Here is a 17,213-nt window from a genome sequence, read left to right on the forward strand (position 1 = left end):
ATAAGCTCGACGGAGCCAGCCCTCGACCCTGCCCGAAGGACACCATGCCCACCCAAGCAACTCCCGAAGCGAGCAGCGACACGCCCGCGGACACCGGATCGGGACGCCGTCGCGCCGCGCTCATCGTCAACCCGATCAAGATCACCACGGTGGACGTCGAGGCGGCGGTGAAGCGCGTCTCGGTCGAGGACGGCTGGGACGACCCGCTGGTCATCGAGACGACGGCGGATGATCCGGGGCACGGCCAGGCACAGCAGGCGCTCGAAGCCGGCGTCGACCTGGTCATCGCGGCGGGAGGCGACGGCACCGTGCGGTGCGTCGCCGAGGAACTCGCAGGTACCGGCACCATGATGGCCCTCGTGCCGCTGGGCACCGGCAATCTCCTCGCCCGCAACCTCGACATCGCGGTCGACGATCCGGACGCCGCCGTCGAGGCCGCGTTCCGCGGGACCGAACGCACCATCGACGTCGTGCACGTCACTGTGGACCGCGCGCAGGACGCCCATGTCTTCCTCGTCATGGCCGGTATCGGCTACGACGCCGCCATCATGTCCGACACGCGCGACGACCTGAAGGACAAGGTGGGCTGGCTCGCCTACGTGGACGCCGGGATCAGGAACCTCCCCGGCAAGCCGACCCGGACCACCATCTCGGTGGACGGCGGCAAGCCCTTCGAGCGCCGGCTGCGCAGCGTCATGGGCGGCAACTGCGGCAAGATCATGGGCGGGCTGGAGATCTTCCCGGGCGCGAAGATCGATGACGGCCTGATGGACCTCATGACGGTCGCCCCGAGGGGGAAGTTCGGGTGGCTCGCCGTCGTCGGCAAGCTCTTCGCCCGCGGCAAGGGCAAGGATTCCTCGCTCGAATACTTCCAGTGCAGCACCGCGGAGGTCACCCTGCGCGAGCCGCTGGAGGTACAGCTCGACGGCGATCCTCTCGGCACCGCGACCCACATGGCGTTCGAGGTCAAGCCCGATTCCCTGCGACTCCGGATGCCTCTGGGGTACAAGGACCCCGCCGTGGTGAGCGAGCCCCTGCCCTGACGGGTCAGCGCCCACGGAGGGACACGGTCGTGATGCGGCGTGTGGATCCCCCGGTCGGGCGTCACGGAGCCTCCGGAGACCCTCTCAGGCCAGCTCCGCGCGCCCCTTGCGCCAGTAGCCCATGAACGCCACCTGCTTCCGGTCCACGCCGACGTCGCGCACGAGGTAGCGGCGCAGACTGCGCACCACTGCCGCCTCGCCGGCGATCCAGGCGTAGAAGGGCTGGGTGCCGGGAGGCCGCTCCGGGTTGACCGAGGACTGCACGATGGCCCCCTCCAGCAGGTGCGGTGTCTCCCAGAGGATGGTCCTGTCGATGTCGACGTCCTCCGGTTCGCTCCCCCCGCTCGCCGCGGTCCGTCCGGACAGGGAGACCCAGCCGGGCACACGTACCGCGTCCCGGACCGCCGCCTCCAGTCGCTCACCGTGCGCCTGACCGTCGCGGGCCAGCCAGGTGACCTGCACCGAGGACCGCGAGCGGAGGGGCCGGATGTCCTGCTGGTCCGGCACCTCGAGGAACGCGTGTCCGCCGATGTCCGCGGGGAGCGCCTCGAGGATGGCACTGATGGCCGGCACGGCGGTCTCGTCCCCGGCGAGGAGCACGTGCTGCGCGAGACCGGGGCTCCATTCGATCCCGCCGTAGGCACCCGCCGTCCGGCACTGGGCGGCGGAGGCGTTCGGGCCGATGATGCAGACCCTGTCCCCCGGCTGCGCCGCCGCAGCCCATTCCGCGGCAGGACCGCCCCGGCCCTCCGCGTCCAGGTGCAGCACGAAGTCGACATCGATCTCCGGCCGGGGACCGCCGCAACGAGACTCCCGGACGGTGTAGGTACGCATGGATCCGCGCTCCGCGGCGTCCAGGCCGAGCCACCGCTGGTACCAGCCCGGGGCGTCGCCGCTGCTCATCATCGCGGCGATGTCCGGGCATGCGCGGCCTTCGGGCGGGAGAACGATCTTGATCCGCAGGTCCAGGGTGTCCCCGGCCACGCCGAACCGCGCCAGGCATGCACCGCCGAAGGTGATGCGGCGGAAGGTCGGGGTGAGGTCCTCGACGGCCGCGACGACGACGTCGAACGCCAGCACCATCGGCTCGGTGTCCGCGGCCGTCCGTCGCACGCTGCGCTGGGTCACGTCGGTCATGATGCTGCCTCCAGGGGTGCGGTGAGGGGTTCTTGCCGGCCGTGGTGCCGGCCGATCGGGACCACCATCGGGGTCTGCGAGACCGGGTCGGTGACGACCCGGCAGTCGAGGTTGAACACGCCGGAGACGGTCTCCTCGGTGACGACGTCCGACGGCGCGCCTTCGGCTGCGATCCTGCCGTCCCGCATCGCGATCAGATGGTCGGCATACCGTGCGGCGAGGTTGAGGTCGTGCAGCACCATGACCACCGTGGTCCCGGACCGCCGGTTGAGGTCCGTGATGAGGTCGAGGACCTCGATCTGGTGGGCGATGTCGAGGAAGGTGGTCGGCTCGTCGAGCAGCAGGATGCCGGTCCGCTGGGCGAGGGCCATCGCGATCCAGACACGCTGGCGCTGCCCGCCGCTGAGCTCGTCCACGGACCGGTCGGCGAGCGCCAAGGTGTCGGTGGCGGCGAGCGCCTCCGCGACGGCGTCGTCGTCGTCCGGCGTCCACTGGCGGAACCAGCCCTGGTGCGGGTACCTGCCGCGCCCGACGAGGTCGGCGACCCTGATGCCGTCCGGTGCGACCGGGGTCTGCGGGAGAAGGCCGAGGACGCGGGCGACGGCCTTGGTGGACTGCGTGGAGATGTCCGATCCGTTGAGCAGCACGGTGCCCGCGGCCGGCTTGAGGAGGCGCGCCAGCCCCCGCAGCAGCGTCGACTTGCCGCAGGCGTTGGCGCCGACGATCACCGTCACCTTCCCGGCAGGCAGTGAGACACCGAGGCCCTCGACGACGGTGCGGTCGTCGTAGGCGAGCGTAAGGGCCTCGGCGGACAGCGTGGCCGCCGTCCTCGGATTCCTGGACTGGGGCATCGTCAGCCTCCCTGGCCTGATCGGTTCGCCGTGGCGAGCAGCCACAGCAGGAACGGCGCGCCGAGCGCTCCGGTGACGACGCCGACGGGCAGGGACGTGCCCGGGACGAGGTTGGCGGCCACGAAGTCGGCGCCGAGCACGATCACGGCGCCGACGAGGGCCGCCATGGCCAGCGATGGCCGGTTGCCGAGCAGGCGGCGGGCGATCGGTCCTGCCAGGAAGGCGACGGCGGCGACGGGTCCGGCCGCGGCGGTGGCGACGGCGGCGAGGGCCACGCCGGTGGCCAGAAGACCGAGGCGTGAGGCCTCGACGCGGAGGCCGAGGCCCGCGGCGGCGTCGTCGCCCAGTTCGAGGCCCTGCAGGCTGCGCGCGAGGACCGCGGCGGCCGGCAGCAGGACCATGAGGGATGCAGCGAGGACCGTCGCGCGGTCCCAGGTGCTCGAGTTCAGGGAGCCGTTGAGCCAGAGCACCGCGGCCGACGCCGTACGGAGGTCGGTGCGGGTGATCAGGAAGCTCACGAGCGCGTGCATGACCGCCGCGAAGCCGATGCCCACGAGGATCAGGCGATAGCCCGCCACGCTCCCGCGGCGCGAGATCAGGTAGATGGCCGCCGCGACCGCCATCGCGCCCACGAGGGCGGAGAGGGACACCGCGGCACCGGCCGCCCCGAAGAGGACGATCGCCGTGACGGCCGCCGCGCTGGCGCCGTAGCTGATGCCGATGATGTCGGGACTCGCGAGGGGGTTCCGCAGCATGGTTTGGAACACGGCGCCCGCGATGCCGAAGGCGATCCCGATGAGGAGACCGATCACCGCGCGGGGCAGTTTGTTCTCGAGCACGATGAAGCCGGCGCCGGGGATGTCCGCGCCCCCCAGGATGCGGAGGAAGTCCGGGATGGTGACGGTGTACGAGCCGAGGAGGACGTTCACGGCGAACAGTACTCCGACGACGCCGGTCACCGCGGCCAGTCGCATGCTGGTGCTCCGGCGGCGGCGGGCCCGCACGGCGGCGAGACCCCCGACGGGGTGGTCTGCGGGCGGCCGGGCCGGTGCGTGGTCCACTGGCGCGTTCACAACTGCGCCATCCTGCGGCGGCGGACGAGCCAGATGAAGACGGGGGCGCCGAGGACGGCGGTCATGATCCCCACCTGCACTTCGCCGGGCGGGAGGATGACGCGGCCGACGATATCCGCGCCGAGGAGCAGGACGGGTCCCAGCAGCGCGGAGAAGGGAAGGATCCAGCGGTAGTCGGAGCCGACGACGAGCCGCACCAGGTGCGGGATGACGAGCCCCACGAAGGCGATCGGCCCCGCGGCGGCCACGGCCGCACCGCACAGCAGTACGACGCCGACGGCGGTGGCGGCGCGGGCGAGGGGGACGTTCTGGCCGAGACCGCGCGCCACGTCGTCGCCCAGCGCCAGCGAGTTGAGGACCCTGCCCGTGGCCAGGGTCAGCACGAGGCCTGCCGCGAGAAAGGGCGCCACCGCACCGATGACCTCCCAGCCACGGCTTGCGAGCGTGCCGACCTGCCAGAACCGGAAGGCGTCGAGGGTCTCCTGGCTGGCGACGAGGACGGCGTTGGTGAGGCTCGCGAGTCCGGCCGCCAGGGCCGCGCCGGCCAGGGCCAGCTTGACCGGCGTCGCACCGTCCCGTCCGAGGCTCGCCACGGCATAGACGGCGACGGCCGCACCGCCGGCGCCCGCGAAGGCGAACCAGAGGTAGCTGGAGGCGCTGCTGAGGCCGAAGAGGTAGATCCCGACGACCACGGCGAGGGACGCACCCGCGTTGATGCCGAGAATTCCGGGGTCGGCCAGCGGGTTGCGGGCGATCCCCTGCAGTGCGGCACCCGCGGTGGCAAGCGCCGCCCCCACGAGCAGGCCGACGACGGTGCGCGGGACGCGGGAGAGGACGACGGCGTGATCGCCGTTCGACGGGTCGAAGGACGTCACGGCGTCGAGCATGGTGGGGACGCTGACGGAGCGGGCACCGATGGTCAGCGAGGCAAGGCACGCTGCTCCGAGGATCAGGGCCGCGAGCAGCAGCTTGGCGACTCCGTGCCTGCGGGCGGGGCGTCGGAGCGGGGCAGCCGCCGGGCGGCTGGGGGAGGCCTGGACTGCCATGTGCCTCCCTCAGCCGGATGATCGGTCGGAAGTAAGGCTAGCCTACGCTCCGACCTATTAGGAAACGGGTTTGTTCCCTAATAGGTCGGAGCGGGACCGCGGAGACGCTCACACGGCGGCCGGCGGCGTCCCGTCGCCGAAGGGTCGCCCGCCGAGTGCCTCACGGCCGTGGGCGGTGGTCCAGCCGGCCAGGTCGGGTCCCTTGGGCACGATGCCGGTGGGATTGATGTCTTCGTGGACGATGTAGTAGTGCTGCTTGATCTGCTCGAAGTCGATGGTGTCCCCGAAGCCCGGCGTCTGGAAGAGGTCGCGTGCGTACGCCCAGAGCGCGGGCATCTCGGTCAGCTTGTTCCGGTTGCACTTGAAGTGTCCGTGGTACACCGGGTCGAAGCGGACCAGCGTGGTGAACAGGCGGACATCCGCCTCGGTGATCGTGTCTCCCACGAGGAAGCGCTGGCCTGTCAGTCGCTCCTCGAGCCAGTCCAGGGCGGTGAAGAGGCGGTCGTAGGCGGCGTCGTAGGCGTCCTGTGACCCCGCGAACCCGCAGCGGTAGACCCCGTTGTTGACCTCGGTGAAGACCCGTCGGTTCACCGTGTCGATCTCCTCGCGGAGGTGCTCCGGGTAGAGGTCCGGAGCACCGTCGCGGTGGAATTCCTTCCACTCGCCGGAGAAGTCGAGGGTGATCTGCGGGAAGTTGTTCGTCACCACCGCGCCGGTGGTGGTGTCCACGACGGCGGGCACGGTGATGCCGCGGGAGTAGTTCGGGTCCCGCTTGAAGAAGGCCTCCTGGAGGCGCTCGATGCCGAGCACCGGGTCCCGTCCGTCGGGATCCAGGTCGAAGGTCCAGGACCGGCTGTCGTGCGTGGGTCCGGGGGTGCCCAGCGAGATGGCCTCCTCCAGACCGAGGAGCCTCCGGACGATGATCGCGCGGTTCGCCCAGGGGCAGGCCCGGGCGGCGACCAGGCGGTACCGGCCGGCCTCGACGGGGTAACCGTCGGCGCCGTCGCGCGTGATCCGTGTCTCGATGTACTGAGTGTCGCGCGTGAATTCGACGCCGGAGGTCACGTACGCCCCCTTCGTGCTGTGCTCGGACTGCTCGGACTGCTGGGTGTCGGTCATGCTGCCAGTCTAGGACCGCGGACAGACGGAAGGCCCGGCCGTCACCACGGCCGGGCCTTCTGGCGGGTGCAGCAGCAGGACTACCGCTGCGCGGACTCCCGCCCGTACTTCTCACGGAGCTCGCGGCCCCGGTTGACGAGCTTGAGGTGCTTCTCGTGCTTCTTCTCGGCAGCCTTGGTGTCGCGCGGGGGCAGCTGGATGGTCTCCTCCGCCTCGATCCCGCCCTGCAGCTGGCGGCCACGCTCCATCTCGGCGTCGAACTCTACGCCGAACAGGAGGGAGATGTTGGCCAGCCAGAGCCACAGCAGGAGCACGATGACTCCGGCGATGGCGCCGTAGGTCGCGTTGTAGTTGCCGAAGTTGGCGACATAGAGGGAGAACGCGGCCGTCGTGATGGCGAGGACGAGCAGGGCGATGAAGCCGCCGAGGCTCATCCAGCGGAACTTGGGCTGCTTGATGTTCGGGGCGCCGTAGTAGAGGACGGCGATCATCAGGACGGCGAAGAGGACCATGACGGGCCACTTGGCGATGTTCCAGATGGTCACCGCGGTGCTGCCCAGCCCGATCGTGTTGCCGACGGCCTCGGCCACGGGGCCGGAGAGCACGAGCATCAGGCCCATGGCGACGATCAGGAGGAGGACGATGATGGTGATGAGCAGCATCTGGGGGCGGAGCTTGAAGAAGCTCCGGCCTTCCTCGACCTCGTAGACGCGGTTCATGGCGCGGGAGAACGCGTTGACATAGCCCGAGGCCGACCAGATGGCGCCGAGCAGACCGATGACGAACGTCAGGCCCGCGGCCTGGCTCGAGGCCAGGTTCGTGATGATGGGTTCGATCGTGTCAAGTGCTTGCTGGGGCGCGAACTGCTCGATGATTCCCATGACCTGATCGGTGGTGGCCTGTGCCTGCCCGAAGAGTCCGAGGAGGGACATCAGGGCGAGGATTCCCGGGAAGATCGCGAGGACGGCGAAGTAGGTGAGCGCGGCGGCGAGGTCGGTGCACTGGTCCTTGCCGAACTCGTTGATGGATCGCTTGAACACGTACTTCCAGGCCGGCTTCTTGACGTCCTTCGGATCGTCCGGCTTGCGCGGATCGTTCGGGTCGGGCGCGTTCTGGGCCTTCTGCCCCGCTGCACTCCGGGGCTCCGCCCCCACCCTGCTGTTGCTACTCACGGATACCTCCCGGTCTGGCCCCGTAGACGGTCTGGGGCACTTTTTCGGCTATCGTCTGCTTCAACTGCACCATAAGCTTACTTAGTAGTCCAGTCCGAGCCGGTACCTGCCGGTGCCGCGCAACCATCAGGCCAGGAGCAACAATGCGTATTGCAGTCATCGGTGCCACGGGAAACGTCGGCACCGCGGTCCTTTCCCGGCTCCACCGTGCCATCGATGATCAGGAGCCGGCCCGACGGCCGGGCGTCGACACGGTCGACGGTCCGTCGCGCGTCTCGATCGCCGCCGTGGCCCGCACCGTCCCGGACACGAGCCGGTTCCCCTATACGGGCGTCGACTGGCACGCCCTCGACATCGGTACCGACGAGGGTCGGGACGCCCTGACGGCGGCACTCGCCGGCGTCGACGCCGTCGTGCACCTCGCCTGGGCCATCCAGCCCAACCGGGACGAGGACGCCATGCACCGGACCAATGTGACCGGCACCGCGAACGTGCTGGGGGCCGCCGCCGCGGCGGGCGTGCGGCACGTCGTCTGCGCGTCCTCCGTCGGCGCCTACTCCCCCTCGGACAAGTCCCCGCGCAGGGACGAGTCGTGGCCGACCGGCGGCATCCCGTCCTCCCACTACAGCCGGCACAAGGCCGAGCAGGAACGGCTGCTGGACGCGTTCGAGCGGGACCACCCGGAGATCACGGTGGCTCGCCTCCGGCCCGGGCTGATCTTCCAGAGCCGGGCCGGGAGCGAGATCGGCCGGTACTTCCTGGGCCCGCTCGTGCCGAAATTCCTGCTCGGCCTGCCGCTCCCCCTGCTGACCGTCCCCGGCTCCCTCATCTTCCAGGCCGTCCACGCGGAGGACGTCGCCGATGCCTACTGGCGTGTGGTGGCACGGCGCGCCTCCGGTTCCTTCAATATCGCCGCCGAGCCGGAGATCACCCCCGAGCGCGTCGCCGACCTGCTGGGCGCCCGGCGCGTCATCGGCCTGCCCGTCCGTGTGCTCCGCGCGCTGGTCGGCGCGAGCTGGGCCCTCGGCGTCCAGCGGACCGATCCGGGCTGGATCGACATGGCCGCGGGATGCCCCGTCATGGATACGACGCGGGCACGCACCGAGCTGGGCTGGGAACCACGCCACTCCTCGAGGGACGCCCTCGTCGAGGTCCTGACCGGCCTTCGCCGCGGCGCCGGCCACGACGGCTCCCCGAAGTTGTACTCCCGCTCGAAATCCTGAGCGGAAGCCCTCAGGGGGTGGCGACCCGCGCGGCCTCCGCGGCGGCGATCAGTGGCACGCCTTCCGGCAGCTGCTCGGGCGCTCCGGGAAGGCTGACCGTGAATTCGGCGCCACCCCCCTCGACGTTGCGCACCCTGATCCACCCGCCGTGGCTCTCGGCGATCCGCCGGCAGATGGCCAGTCCCAGGCCCGTGCCTGTCGCCTGGCCCAGCCCGTTCTCGGAGCGGTGGAATTCCTCGAACACACGCTCGAGGTCCGCCCCCGGAATGCCGATGCCGTTGTCGCGGACGTGGACCGCCGTCCTGCCGCTCTCGGCGTCGATCGAGGTGTAGACCGCCACCTCGCCCGAGCCGTCGGTCCGCCCGTACTTCATGGCATTACCCACGAGGTTCTCCATGAGCTGCAGGAAGAGCCGCTCGTCGGCATACACCGGGTGCGGCGCCCGGACATCGAAGCGCATCTCGGGCAGTTGCGCGCCGGGCAGCGCGGTCCGCAGGTCGATGATCCCCTCGACCACGCGACGGACGTCGATCCGGGACGCGGTGAGCCGCTCCTCCTTCGCCAGGCTGTAGGCGAGCAGGTTGCGGATGAGGTTCCGCATGCGCAGGCTCGCCTGCTGCAGGCGTCCGATGCTCGCCCGCCGTTCGGAGGCCGGCAGGTCGGGGTCCTCGAGCATTTCCAGCCAGCCGTCGAAGACCGTCAGGGGTGTCAGGAGGTCGTGGGCGACGACGGACGCGAAGCGGCCGAGGTCCCGTTGGTGTGCCCGCTCGTCGGTGACGTTCCGCATCACGACGAGCGCCCCACGTCCGCCGGGCAGTGGCATCGCGTCGACGGAGAGATGGACGAGCTCACCGGACCGGTGGGTGAGGGCGAGGTCCATCCGCTCCGTCGCCTGGCCCTCGAGGGCCAGGGTCAGCGGGTTGTCGGCCTCCTCGAGCGGCTGCCCGTCGGGGTGGGTGACCTCGTAGTCACGCCGCCACACCTCACCGGGGCGTGCCGTGCCCGGACCGAGCCACCGCTCGCTCGCGGCGTTCTGGAAGATCAGGCGATGGTCCGGGCCCGCGACGAGCACGCCGTCGTTCATGCGGCCGATCACGAGGTCGCGCAGGTCCGCTGCCGCCTTCGCCTCGTCGTTCGCGCGGTACAGGCGGTCGATCAGGCGGCGCCGCTCGTCCATGCTGAGCGCCAGGACGGCCGAGAGCGAGAAGGTGATGAACATGAAGGACTGCGCCACGTAGGCGCCGGAACCCGGCGCCAGGTCCTGGAAGGGGCCGAGGCCGGCCAGGGTGAAGAGGACGAGGACTCCGCCGCTCACCAGGGCGTGCAGCATGGCCCACCCGGCGCGCAGCCTGAGCCCGGCCCACATGTGCGCCGGGATGGTGGTGTAGGCGATGGGCAGGGCGGAATCCGAGCCGAAGGTGACCACGTAGAGCAGCACGGACAGCACGACGAGCAGCGCGTATTCGGCGCGCCGGGCACTGGCGACCGGTGGGGGGTGGTCGCCGCGGGCGCGGGCCGCGAGACCCGCCGCAGCGACGATCCCGAGGGCCCCGATCGCGGTGAGCGACACCGCATGGCGGACCAGCCACGGAATGAAGGACGCGAACGGATCGGAGCCCCCCTCGAGCGCGACGCTGAGGACGATGGCGAGGGCGCCGACGGAACACGCCCCGAGCGCCACCAGACCGAGACGGAGGTAGTCCCCTACCGTCCGCACGGCCACGGACGGCACCAGGCGACGGAAGAAATAGACGGCCACGGCGGTCTGGGCCGCGCTCCCGAGCGCGACCCCGAAGGCCAGGTGCGGGCCGAGACCGGTGGCGAGGTTCACGGCGGACAGGAGGGGGACGGTCGCGAGGAGGGCGACGGCGAGATCGCGCCGGGTGCGGGATGCCCACAACGCCCAGAGGAAGGTGATCCCAGCAGCGGGCCAGACCAACGCGAGGCTGGAGGATTCGAAGGTCGTGGCCCGTCCGACGAGGGCGGCCAGGACGAGGATCGCGGCGAACGCCGCATGCACGCTCACCGGAGACATCCGTGTCAGCCCCCCAGCGACCGTCCGCATCCGCCCCTCGTCCATCCCGTCTCGTGCCAGAACCCTGCATCCCGTGGTCGGGACCGGATCCTGTGGAGGCGGCCCGGAAAGAAGCCGCCGACGCACAGTTTACTTGCTTCTTCATCCATCATGCGCGCCCGCGCAACCTCTGACGAGTCCGCGGGGGTGCATGGGGGTGCATCGGGGGCAAGCCGGGGTCGAGGGCAGGACCGACCGCTGCGGGGTGCGACCTATCCCAGGGTGGCCGTGTCGATGACGAAGCGGTAGCGGACGTCCGAGGACAGGACGCGCTCATAGGCCTCGTTGATGGCGTCGGCGGAGATCAGCTCGATCTCCGGAGCAATGCCGTGCTCGGCGCAGAAATCGAGCATCTCCTGCGTCTCCCGGATGCCGCCGATGCCCGACCCCGCGAAGGAACGCCGCTGGTTGAAGAGCGTGAACACGTGCAAGGGAAGGGCGTCGGCGGGAGCCCCCACGTTGACCATGGTTCCGTTGAGACGGAGCAACCCGAGGTGGGCGTCCAGGTCGATCTTGGCGCTCACCGTGTTGATGATGAGGTCGAAGGTGCTCGCGAGATGCTTGAACGTGTCGGGGTCGCTCGTGGCGTAGTAGTGCTCGGCACCGAACCTCTTGCCGTCGTCCTGCTTGCTGAGGCTCTGCGAGAGCACGGTGACCTCGGCGCCCATCGCGGAGGCGATCTTCACGGCCATGTGCCCGAGTCCGCCCATCCCGACGACCGCGACCTTCTTGCCCGGGCCCGCGTTCCAGTGGGACAGCGGTGAGTACGTCGTGATGCCCGCGCAGAGCAGGGGTGCGGCGGCTTCGTACGGGATGGTCTCGGGCACGGTGAGGACGAAGTCCTCGTCGACCACGATGTGCGTCGAGTAGCCGCCCTGCGTGATCGAACCGTCACGGTCGACAGCCCCATAGGTCCCGACGTTGCCGTCGAGGCAGTACTGCTCCTCACCCTGGAGGCAGTTCGCGCACTTACGGCAGGAGTTCACCATGCAGCCGACGCCCACGCGGTCGCCGACCTTGTGGCGGGTCGCCCCTTCGCCGGTTTCCTCGACGACGCCGACGATCTCGTGGCCGACCGTCAGCGGGTACTGCTGGGGGCCCCACTCGCCGCGCACGGTGTGGATGTCGGAGTGGCAGATCCCGGCGTAGGCGATCCTGATCAGGACGTCCGTCGCTCCGACGTCGCGGCGCTCGATGGTCGTGGGGACGAGCGGGTCCGTGGCGGACGGTGCTGCATAGGCCTTGACGGTGTTCATGAGGGTTCCTTCTGGGGAATCGGGACGCGGGGCGCAAGGGTGCGTGGACGTGCCGCTGGTCGCACACTGCTTCAACGGTACGTCGGATCGCCGGCGGGCGGTGCATTGTCGCCCGGGCGGCATCCGGTGGAGGATGGGACGAACCACCCCGGGCGACCACAAGGAGCATTCCATGGACTACACGTTCGATGTCCTCGTCATCGGCGGGGGGCCCGCCGGGATGGCGGCCGCCACGCGCGCGGCCGAACTCGGGGCGCGCACCGCCGTCGTCGAACGATCCGCCCTCGGCGGGACGTGCGTGAACTCGGGATGCGTCCCCACCCGGGTGCTCGCCAAGACGGCGCGGCTGTTCCGCGAGGTCCGCACGGCATACGACTACGGGATCGTCGTCGCGGAACCGTCCGTCGACTGGGACCAGACGGTGCAGCGGGTGCGCTCCACCGTCGCCCGGGTGCTCGACGCCAAGGGCTACGGGCCCACGATGGACCGCCTCGCCATCGACCTCATCGAAGGCGACGCCGAACTCACCGGCGAGCACAGCGTCGTCGTCGACGGCCGGGAGATCACGGCCGCGGCGATCATCCTGTGCATCGGCGGCAGCGGCCGCCGCCTGCCCATCGAGGGCGCCGAGCATGCCTTCCTGCCGCACGAGGTCCTGGACCTCCCGGACCTACCCGCCACCGTTGCCATCATCGGCGGCGGACATACCGGAGCGCAGATGACCACGATCTTCGATGCGATGGGGTCGGAGGTCCTCCTCCTCGACGTCGCTCCGCGCATCCTGATGACGGAGGACGAGGACGTGGCGGGTGCCGTCACCGCGAGCTTCAGGGCCAGGGGCATCCGGGTGGAGACCGGCATCAGCGGAGTCGACAGCATCCGTCGACACGACGACGGCCTGAACCTCACCTGGCAGCGCGATGACGAGCCGGAGTCACTCACCGTCGACGCCGTCGTCATGGCGACGGGGTGGCCCGCCAACCTCGCCGGCCTGGGCCTCGACGCCGCCGGTGTCCGGACCGCCCGCTCCTTCATCCCGGTGGACGACTACCTGCGGTCCAACGTGCCCCACATCTTCGTTGCGGGTGACGCGAACGGCAGCAGCATGCTGGTGCAGGCGGCCGTATTCGAGGGTGAGACGGCGGCGGAGAACGCCGTGATGGGTGCCATGCGGACGACGCCGCACCACCTCCTGCCGGAGGGTGGGTTCACCGACCCCGACTACGCGGGCGTCGGACTGACGGAGGCCCAGGCGCGGGGCCGCGACGTGGAATGCCACGCCGTCACCGTGCCCTACTCCGCCGTCGAACGGCCCATCATCGACGACCGCGAGGAGGGCTTCCTCAAACTCGTGATCGACCGCCGCCGGGAGCTGATCCTCGGCGCGCACGCGGTGGGCGAGAACGCCGTCGAGGTCATCACCGCGGTGGCGGCCGCCATGGCAGCGGGGACCGATCTGGCGACGCTCGCCCGCGTGAAGTTCGCGTACCCCACGTACGGCGCGATCATCGGGCACGCCGCGAGGGCCGGTCTCCACAGCTGACCGCTGGAACGCCCGGCGGTACCGCTCCCCCGCGCGCCGGCCGGGAGCGTCGCGTCAGGGCGTGCGGGCCAGCGCGCGGTACCGGGGATTCTGCTGCAGGAAGAGCCGCGCCGCGGTACACCCGGCGACGAGGTCCAGCCGCCGCTTGTGGGCGCTCAGGACCGCGCGTCCCAGCAGTGCCTGATCCAGGCCGCGCCGCTCGAAGCCGGGCACCTCGACGACCGCCCGCAGGGTCAGCCGGCCGTCGACCAGCGAGTACTCGAGGTAGGCGGCGAGGCGGCCGTCCACGAACAGTTCGAATCGTGAAGCGAACGCCGAGTCCTTGAAGACTTCCCGGGACACGGGGGTGTCCGCGCGAGCGGCTGCCCGACGGGCACGGCGCTCGATCTCGCCGACCGCCGCCGCGTACCGTTCCCTGGCCTGTTCGGGCGGGAAGGCGTCGTCGAGCAGCCGGAACATGCGCGTCGCGAGGCTGCGGAGGTCGGCCAGCGATGCGGTGCCGACGTCGAGCGCCTCGGCGTCCGCCAGCCACTGCGCTTCCCGCCCCCGCTGCATGGGAGGCACGACGGCGTCGACGCCCGGTGCGTCGGTGCCGGCCTGCCCTGGCGGCAGGTCGCGCAGGCCGGGATCACGGGCCGCACCAGCGGCCTCGGGAACGGTCGAGGGTTCTGTCATGGAGCATCCGATGGTGGTCGGGAGCCGGGGCCTGCTGCTAGACCGAGGCACAACGAACGGTAACCGATAACGCCCCCAAAAATCCTCAGGGCCCGGGAACGCACTGCTACTCTTGCAGCCAGCCACATTGCAAGGGCACTTGCTTTATCAGGATCGGCAGGGATGACGAGGACAATGACGGACAAGAAATTCACCGTGACCGAGGAGTCGACCAGCAAGCATCCGCATGATTGGGGGCGCGCCATGGCGGTCGCGATCAGCCGCCTGACGGACCTGGCCCGGGAGGCCGGAGACCCGGTGCATGACGAGGCGCTCATCGGCGAGGACCTCCATCTCTTCGTGGCGGACACGGAGGACGGCGTGAACATCACCATGTCCTGGACCCCGGGTGAACAGGGTGCCGCTCACCGCAGGACCTCGCCACAGCCCGGAGAAGGCACCACCGGAGAGAACGGCGGGTCCACCCACAGCGCGGCGGGCCAGGACATCGATCCCACCGGCGGCAGCACGGCCGGGCTGGGCCAGTGAAAGCAAGGATGACCGTCAGCACCGGATAGGTAAGCAGACTGATGATCCTGTGCGTAGGGTAGGACGGAAGCAGCCTGCCAACCATGCGGAGGACGACATGAGCGAACGAAAGAACCCGGACCCGTCGAATGCGGGAAACCCGGATCCGGACGAAATGAACATCACGGGACTCGAACCGGGCGGCGGCGTCCCACCGGGCGAGACCCCTCCCGGCGAAGCCAGCACGACCTGGCAGCAGCCGACCGTCGAGAACAAGACCCAGTCCAAGACCGTCACCGGTCTCTGGATCGGCGTCATCGCCGTCGTCGTCCTTCTGGTCCTGCTGTTCATCGTCGGGAACATCATCGGACTGTTCAACCTGACCTGAGCGGCCCCGAACCAGCGAAGCCCCCGTCCGGTGGACGGGGGCTTCGTCGTGCAGGATCAGGCCTCGGCGCCGTCGCGCAGCCCGTAGTGGTCGATCAGGGCCGTCTCCTCCTCCGGAGAGAGCTCGATGGGGCTGTTGGTGCCGGGTGCGCCGGAGATCTCCTTCTTCGTCCAGGCGAGGTGGAGATCGTCGCCCTCGAAGCGCGAGTTGGCCAGGGGAACGTAGTGCTTGCGCGAGTTGAGCAGACCGAGCGACACCGTGACCCAGGCGGGGATGCCCGATTCCTTCTCGAGGTGCACGTCATTGACGTCGCCGAGCTTCTTGCCCTTGCTGTCCCACGCCGTCGCGGCCTGGAGTTTGTTGATTTCGGCCTGAGCCATGGGGAGTTCCCTTCGGTGGACGAGATGCGGTTCGTGCTCCATTCCAGCCGAGATACCGCCCGAGGGCAATCGGCTCGCCGACCGCGATCCGGTCAGACCCGGCCCGCGGCCTCGCCCAGCATGGGCAGGAAGCGCTCGAGGGCCCAGGGCAGGCTCAGCGGGTTCGCCGCGGAGACGGACAGGGTGAGCGTGTTGTCGCTGTCCGCCACCAGCGCTCCGCTCCCGACCGCGGGGATCTGCTTCAGCAGCGGATCGTCGGAGATGGCCTCCTTGGTGGCCTCGTCCGCGACCCACGTCACGAAGACATCGGATTCGAGCTCGTTGGCGCGCTCGGCCGACCAGGGGATGAAGAATTCCGCGGAATCCTTCGTGTTCTCGGTGACGACGTCGGCCTGGACCATGCCGAGCTCGGCCAGGAAGCGCGGGCGGTTGTCGTTGGCGGTGTAGATGCTGACGCCGTCCGCGCTGGCGGGCTCGAGGTTGCCGTAGATGAAGGTCTTGCCCTCCAGCTGCGGGTACTCGGCGGCGGCGTCCGCGATGGCCTGTTCCGTCTTCGTCACGAGCTCTTCGGCATCGTCGGACAGGCCCAGGGCCTCACCGATGATGCGCGTGGAATCCTGCCACGCGGTGCCGTAGGCCACCTCCGGGTAGGCGACGACGGGAGCGATCTTGCTCAGGGTGTCGTAATCCTCCTGGGAGAGCCCGGAGTACGCAGCGAGGATGACGTCCGGGTTCGTGGCCGCGATGTCGTCGAAGGCGACGCCGTCGGTCTCGGAGTACTGGACGGGTGCGCCCTCGGAGCCGATGGCGGCGTCGAGCTCCTCGAGCCGGGCGTCCTTCCACGGGGTGGACTGGTTCTCGTTGCCGCCATAGGTGTCGGCGGGCATCCCCACGGGCACGACGCCGAGCGCCAGGGACACGTCCGCGTTCACCCAGGAGACCGTCGCCACGCGTTCGGGCTGCTCGGTGAGGGTGGTCTCTCCGAAGGCGTGTTCGATCGTCACCGGGAACGCCCCGGCGTCGGCGGAGGCGGGGGCGCCGTCGTCCGTGCCGGAACCACTGTCGGCTGGACCGGTGGAGCAGGCGGAGAGGGACAGGACGGCGATCGCGGCAGCCGCGACGAGGCCGCGCAGGCGGGTGGGGGCCATGAGGTTCCTTGACTTCTGTGGCCTTGGGGGGCCGGGACGGGACAGAAGTAAGGCTAGCCTCAGCTCGGCGTAATTACGAAATGCATCTGTTGCGAAATGCTCAGCCCTCGCGCGCCCTGCGCGTCGCGCGGTCGTTCGCCTTCTGGAGCGCGTCGACGAGGTCGTCCTTCGACATGGTGGACCGGCCCGGCACGTCGAGCTTCCGGGCCAGATCGTAGAGGTGCTTCTTCGACGAGTTCGCATCCACTCCGCCGGCCGCGCGCCCGTCATCGGCGCCGTCGCCGGCGGCCCGCTCGTCCGAGGGGCCCTTCTCCTCCTTGGGTTCCCAGTGGTCGCCCACCTTCTCGAAGCCGTGCTTCAGGGAGGCGAAGGCCGTACGGCGAGCACGCTCCCCGTCCCCGTACTGCTCCTCCGCGGCGTCGAGGGTCGCGGCGAACGTGTCCTGCGCCTTCTCGCCGGAGCGCTGGAGCGTGCTCGGGAGCGTCTCGGACCGGACCTTGCCGTCCTTCGTGAATCGGGCCATTCCTGCATCCTTCCGGGTAGGGCGCCGTCCGGCGCGTACGAGCACGCTACCGCAG

17 protein-coding genes are annotated in these 17,213 nt (G+C 70.1%); 5 read left to right on the forward strand and 12 right to left on the reverse strand.

Annotated elements, in window-relative coordinates:
* The first annotated feature begins 44 nt into the window (after positions 1-44).
* Positions 45-1,043 (forward strand): diacylglycerol/lipid kinase family protein, encoded by a 999-nt coding sequence (locus ACX80F_RS13860; protein WP_459336985.1) that lies wholly within the window; start codon positions 45-47, stop codon positions 1,041-1,043.
* 84 nt (positions 1,044-1,127) lie between these two features.
* Here ACX80F_RS13860 and ACX80F_RS13865 read toward each other — a convergent pair whose 3' ends face one another.
* The 6 genes from ACX80F_RS13865 to ACX80F_RS13890 form a co-directional block, all read right to left on the reverse strand.
* The gene (locus ACX80F_RS13865; protein ID WP_459336986.1) at positions 1,128-2,180 is read right to left on the reverse strand and encodes a siderophore-interacting protein; all 1,053 of its coding nucleotides are present in this window, start codon (positions 2,178-2,180) and stop codon (positions 1,128-1,130) included.
* On the reverse strand, positions 2,177-3,031 hold the full coding sequence (locus tag ACX80F_RS13870) for an ABC transporter ATP-binding protein (RefSeq protein WP_459336987.1): 855 nt from the start codon (positions 3,029-3,031) through the stop codon (positions 2,177-2,179). Before ACX80F_RS13870 ends, ACX80F_RS13865 begins: the two co-directional genes overlap by 4 nt.
* Positions 3,032-3,033: 2 nt before the next feature.
* On the reverse strand, positions 3,034-4,005 hold the full coding sequence (locus ACX80F_RS13875; RefSeq protein ID WP_459337049.1) for a FecCD family ABC transporter permease: 972 nt from the start codon (positions 4,003-4,005) through the stop codon (positions 3,034-3,036).
* A 95-nt stretch (positions 4,006-4,100) separates the two neighbouring features.
* Positions 4,101-5,150: a FecCD family ABC transporter permease gene (locus ACX80F_RS13880; protein ID WP_459336988.1), complete on the reverse strand. Its 1,050-nt coding sequence runs from the start codon at positions 5,148-5,150 to the stop codon at positions 4,101-4,103.
* A gap of 108 nt (positions 5,151-5,258) precedes the next feature.
* Entirely contained in the window at positions 5,259-6,269 is a 1,011-nt protein-coding gene (locus ACX80F_RS13885; protein ID WP_459336989.1) for a glutathione S-transferase family protein, read from the reverse strand.
* An 80-nt stretch (positions 6,270-6,349) separates the two neighbouring features.
* Positions 6,350-7,441 carry a YihY/virulence factor BrkB family protein gene (locus tag ACX80F_RS13890; protein WP_459336990.1) on the reverse strand — a complete coding sequence of 364 codons (1,092 nt, stop codon included), beginning with the start codon at positions 7,439-7,441 and terminating at the stop codon, positions 6,350-6,352.
* 143 nt (positions 7,442-7,584) lie between these two features.
* Here ACX80F_RS13890 and ACX80F_RS13895 point away from each other — a divergent pair, with 143 nt between their 5' ends.
* A complete protein-coding gene (locus ACX80F_RS13895; protein WP_459336991.1) occupies positions 7,585-8,664 on the forward strand; it encodes an NAD-dependent epimerase/dehydratase family protein in 1,080 nt (359 codons plus the stop codon).
* Positions 8,665-8,674: 10 nt separating this feature from the next.
* Here the strand turns inward: ACX80F_RS13895 and ACX80F_RS13900 are convergent, their stop codons facing one another.
* Entirely contained in the window at positions 8,675-10,690 is a 2,016-nt protein-coding gene (locus tag ACX80F_RS13900) for a sensor histidine kinase (RefSeq protein ID WP_459336992.1), read from the reverse strand.
* 260 nt (positions 10,691-10,950) lie between these two features.
* Positions 10,951-11,994 (reverse strand): NAD(P)-dependent alcohol dehydrogenase, encoded by a 1,044-nt coding sequence (locus ACX80F_RS13905; RefSeq protein WP_459336993.1) that lies wholly within the window; start codon positions 11,992-11,994, stop codon positions 10,951-10,953.
* A gap of 172 nt (positions 11,995-12,166) precedes the next feature.
* Between ACX80F_RS13905 and ACX80F_RS13910 the strand changes: the two genes are divergently transcribed.
* A complete protein-coding gene (locus ACX80F_RS13910; RefSeq protein ID WP_459336994.1) occupies positions 12,167-13,537 on the forward strand; it encodes a dihydrolipoyl dehydrogenase family protein in 1,371 nt (456 codons plus the stop codon).
* A gap of 54 nt (positions 13,538-13,591) precedes the next feature.
* Here ACX80F_RS13910 and ACX80F_RS13915 read toward each other — a convergent pair whose 3' ends face one another.
* Positions 13,592-14,212: a GNAT family N-acetyltransferase gene (locus ACX80F_RS13915; protein WP_459336995.1), complete on the reverse strand. Its 621-nt coding sequence runs from the start codon at positions 14,210-14,212 to the stop codon at positions 13,592-13,594.
* A gap of 162 nt (positions 14,213-14,374) precedes the next feature.
* Here ACX80F_RS13915 and ACX80F_RS13920 point away from each other — a divergent pair, with 162 nt between their 5' ends.
* Positions 14,375-14,740, forward strand: coding sequence for a hypothetical protein (locus ACX80F_RS13920; RefSeq protein WP_459336996.1), 366 nt, complete (start codon positions 14,375-14,377; stop codon positions 14,738-14,740).
* Positions 14,741-14,837: 97 nt separating this feature from the next.
* Positions 14,838-15,107, forward strand: coding sequence for a DUF6480 family protein (locus ACX80F_RS13925; RefSeq protein ID WP_459336997.1), 270 nt, complete (start codon positions 14,838-14,840; stop codon positions 15,105-15,107).
* Positions 15,108-15,163: 56 nt separating this feature from the next.
* Here ACX80F_RS13925 and ACX80F_RS13930 read toward each other — a convergent pair whose 3' ends face one another.
* The 3 genes from ACX80F_RS13930 to ACX80F_RS13940 all read right to left on the reverse strand — a co-directional run bounded on the left by ACX80F_RS13930 (position 15,164) and on the right by ACX80F_RS13940 (position 17,158).
* Positions 15,164-15,487 (reverse strand): PRC-barrel domain-containing protein, encoded by a 324-nt coding sequence (locus tag ACX80F_RS13930; protein ID WP_459336998.1) that lies wholly within the window; start codon positions 15,485-15,487, stop codon positions 15,164-15,166.
* Positions 15,488-15,579: 92 nt separating this feature from the next.
* Entirely contained in the window at positions 15,580-16,635 is a 1,056-nt protein-coding gene (locus ACX80F_RS13935) for an iron-siderophore ABC transporter substrate-binding protein (protein ID WP_459336999.1), read from the reverse strand.
* A gap of 100 nt (positions 16,636-16,735) precedes the next feature.
* Entirely contained in the window at positions 16,736-17,158 is a 423-nt protein-coding gene (locus ACX80F_RS13940; RefSeq protein WP_459337000.1) for a ChaB family protein, read from the reverse strand.
* Positions 17,159-17,213: the final 55 nt, after the last annotated feature.

The organism is Arthrobacter sp. TMS2-4 (genome assembly GCF_054511075.1).

Coding starts and splice junctions, on each gene's coding strand:
- ACX80F_RS13870 (WP_459336987.1), bottom strand. CDS start 3,031: ATGCCCCAGTCCAGGAATCCGAGGACGGCGGCCACGCTGTCCGCCGAG.
- ACX80F_RS13875 (WP_459337049.1), bottom strand. CDS start 4,005: ATGCGACTGGCCGCGGTGACCGGCGTCGTCGGAGTACTGTTCGCCGTG.
- ACX80F_RS13880 (WP_459336988.1), bottom strand. CDS start 5,150: ATGGCAGTCCAGGCCTCCCCCAGCCGCCCGGCGGCTGCCCCGCTCCGA.
- ACX80F_RS13860 (WP_459336985.1), top strand. CDS start 45: ATGCCCACCCAAGCAACTCCCGAAGCGAGCAGCGACACGCCCGCGGAC.
- ACX80F_RS13930 (WP_459336998.1), bottom strand. CDS start 15,487: ATGGCTCAGGCCGAAATCAACAAACTCCAGGCCGCGACGGCGTGGGAC.
- ACX80F_RS13920 (WP_459336996.1), top strand. CDS start 14,375: ATGACGAGGACAATGACGGACAAGAAATTCACCGTGACCGAGGAGTCG.
- ACX80F_RS13910 (WP_459336994.1), top strand. CDS start 12,167: ATGGACTACACGTTCGATGTCCTCGTCATCGGCGGGGGGCCCGCCGGG.
- ACX80F_RS13940 (WP_459337000.1), bottom strand. CDS start 17,158: ATGGCCCGATTCACGAAGGACGGCAAGGTCCGGTCCGAGACGCTCCCG.
- ACX80F_RS13885 (WP_459336989.1), bottom strand. CDS start 6,269: ATGACCGACACCCAGCAGTCCGAGCAGTCCGAGCACAGCACGAAGGGG.
- ACX80F_RS13925 (WP_459336997.1), top strand. CDS start 14,838: ATGAGCGAACGAAAGAACCCGGACCCGTCGAATGCGGGAAACCCGGAT.
- ACX80F_RS13895 (WP_459336991.1), top strand. CDS start 7,585: ATGCGTATTGCAGTCATCGGTGCCACGGGAAACGTCGGCACCGCGGTC.
- ACX80F_RS13905 (WP_459336993.1), bottom strand. CDS start 11,994: ATGAACACCGTCAAGGCCTATGCAGCACCGTCCGCCACGGACCCGCTC.
- ACX80F_RS13935 (WP_459336999.1), bottom strand. CDS start 16,635: ATGGCCCCCACCCGCCTGCGCGGCCTCGTCGCGGCTGCCGCGATCGCC.
- ACX80F_RS13865 (WP_459336986.1), bottom strand. CDS start 2,180: ATGACCGACGTGACCCAGCGCAGCGTGCGACGGACGGCCGCGGACACC.
- ACX80F_RS13915 (WP_459336995.1), bottom strand. CDS start 14,212: ATGACAGAACCCTCGACCGTTCCCGAGGCCGCTGGTGCGGCCCGTGAT.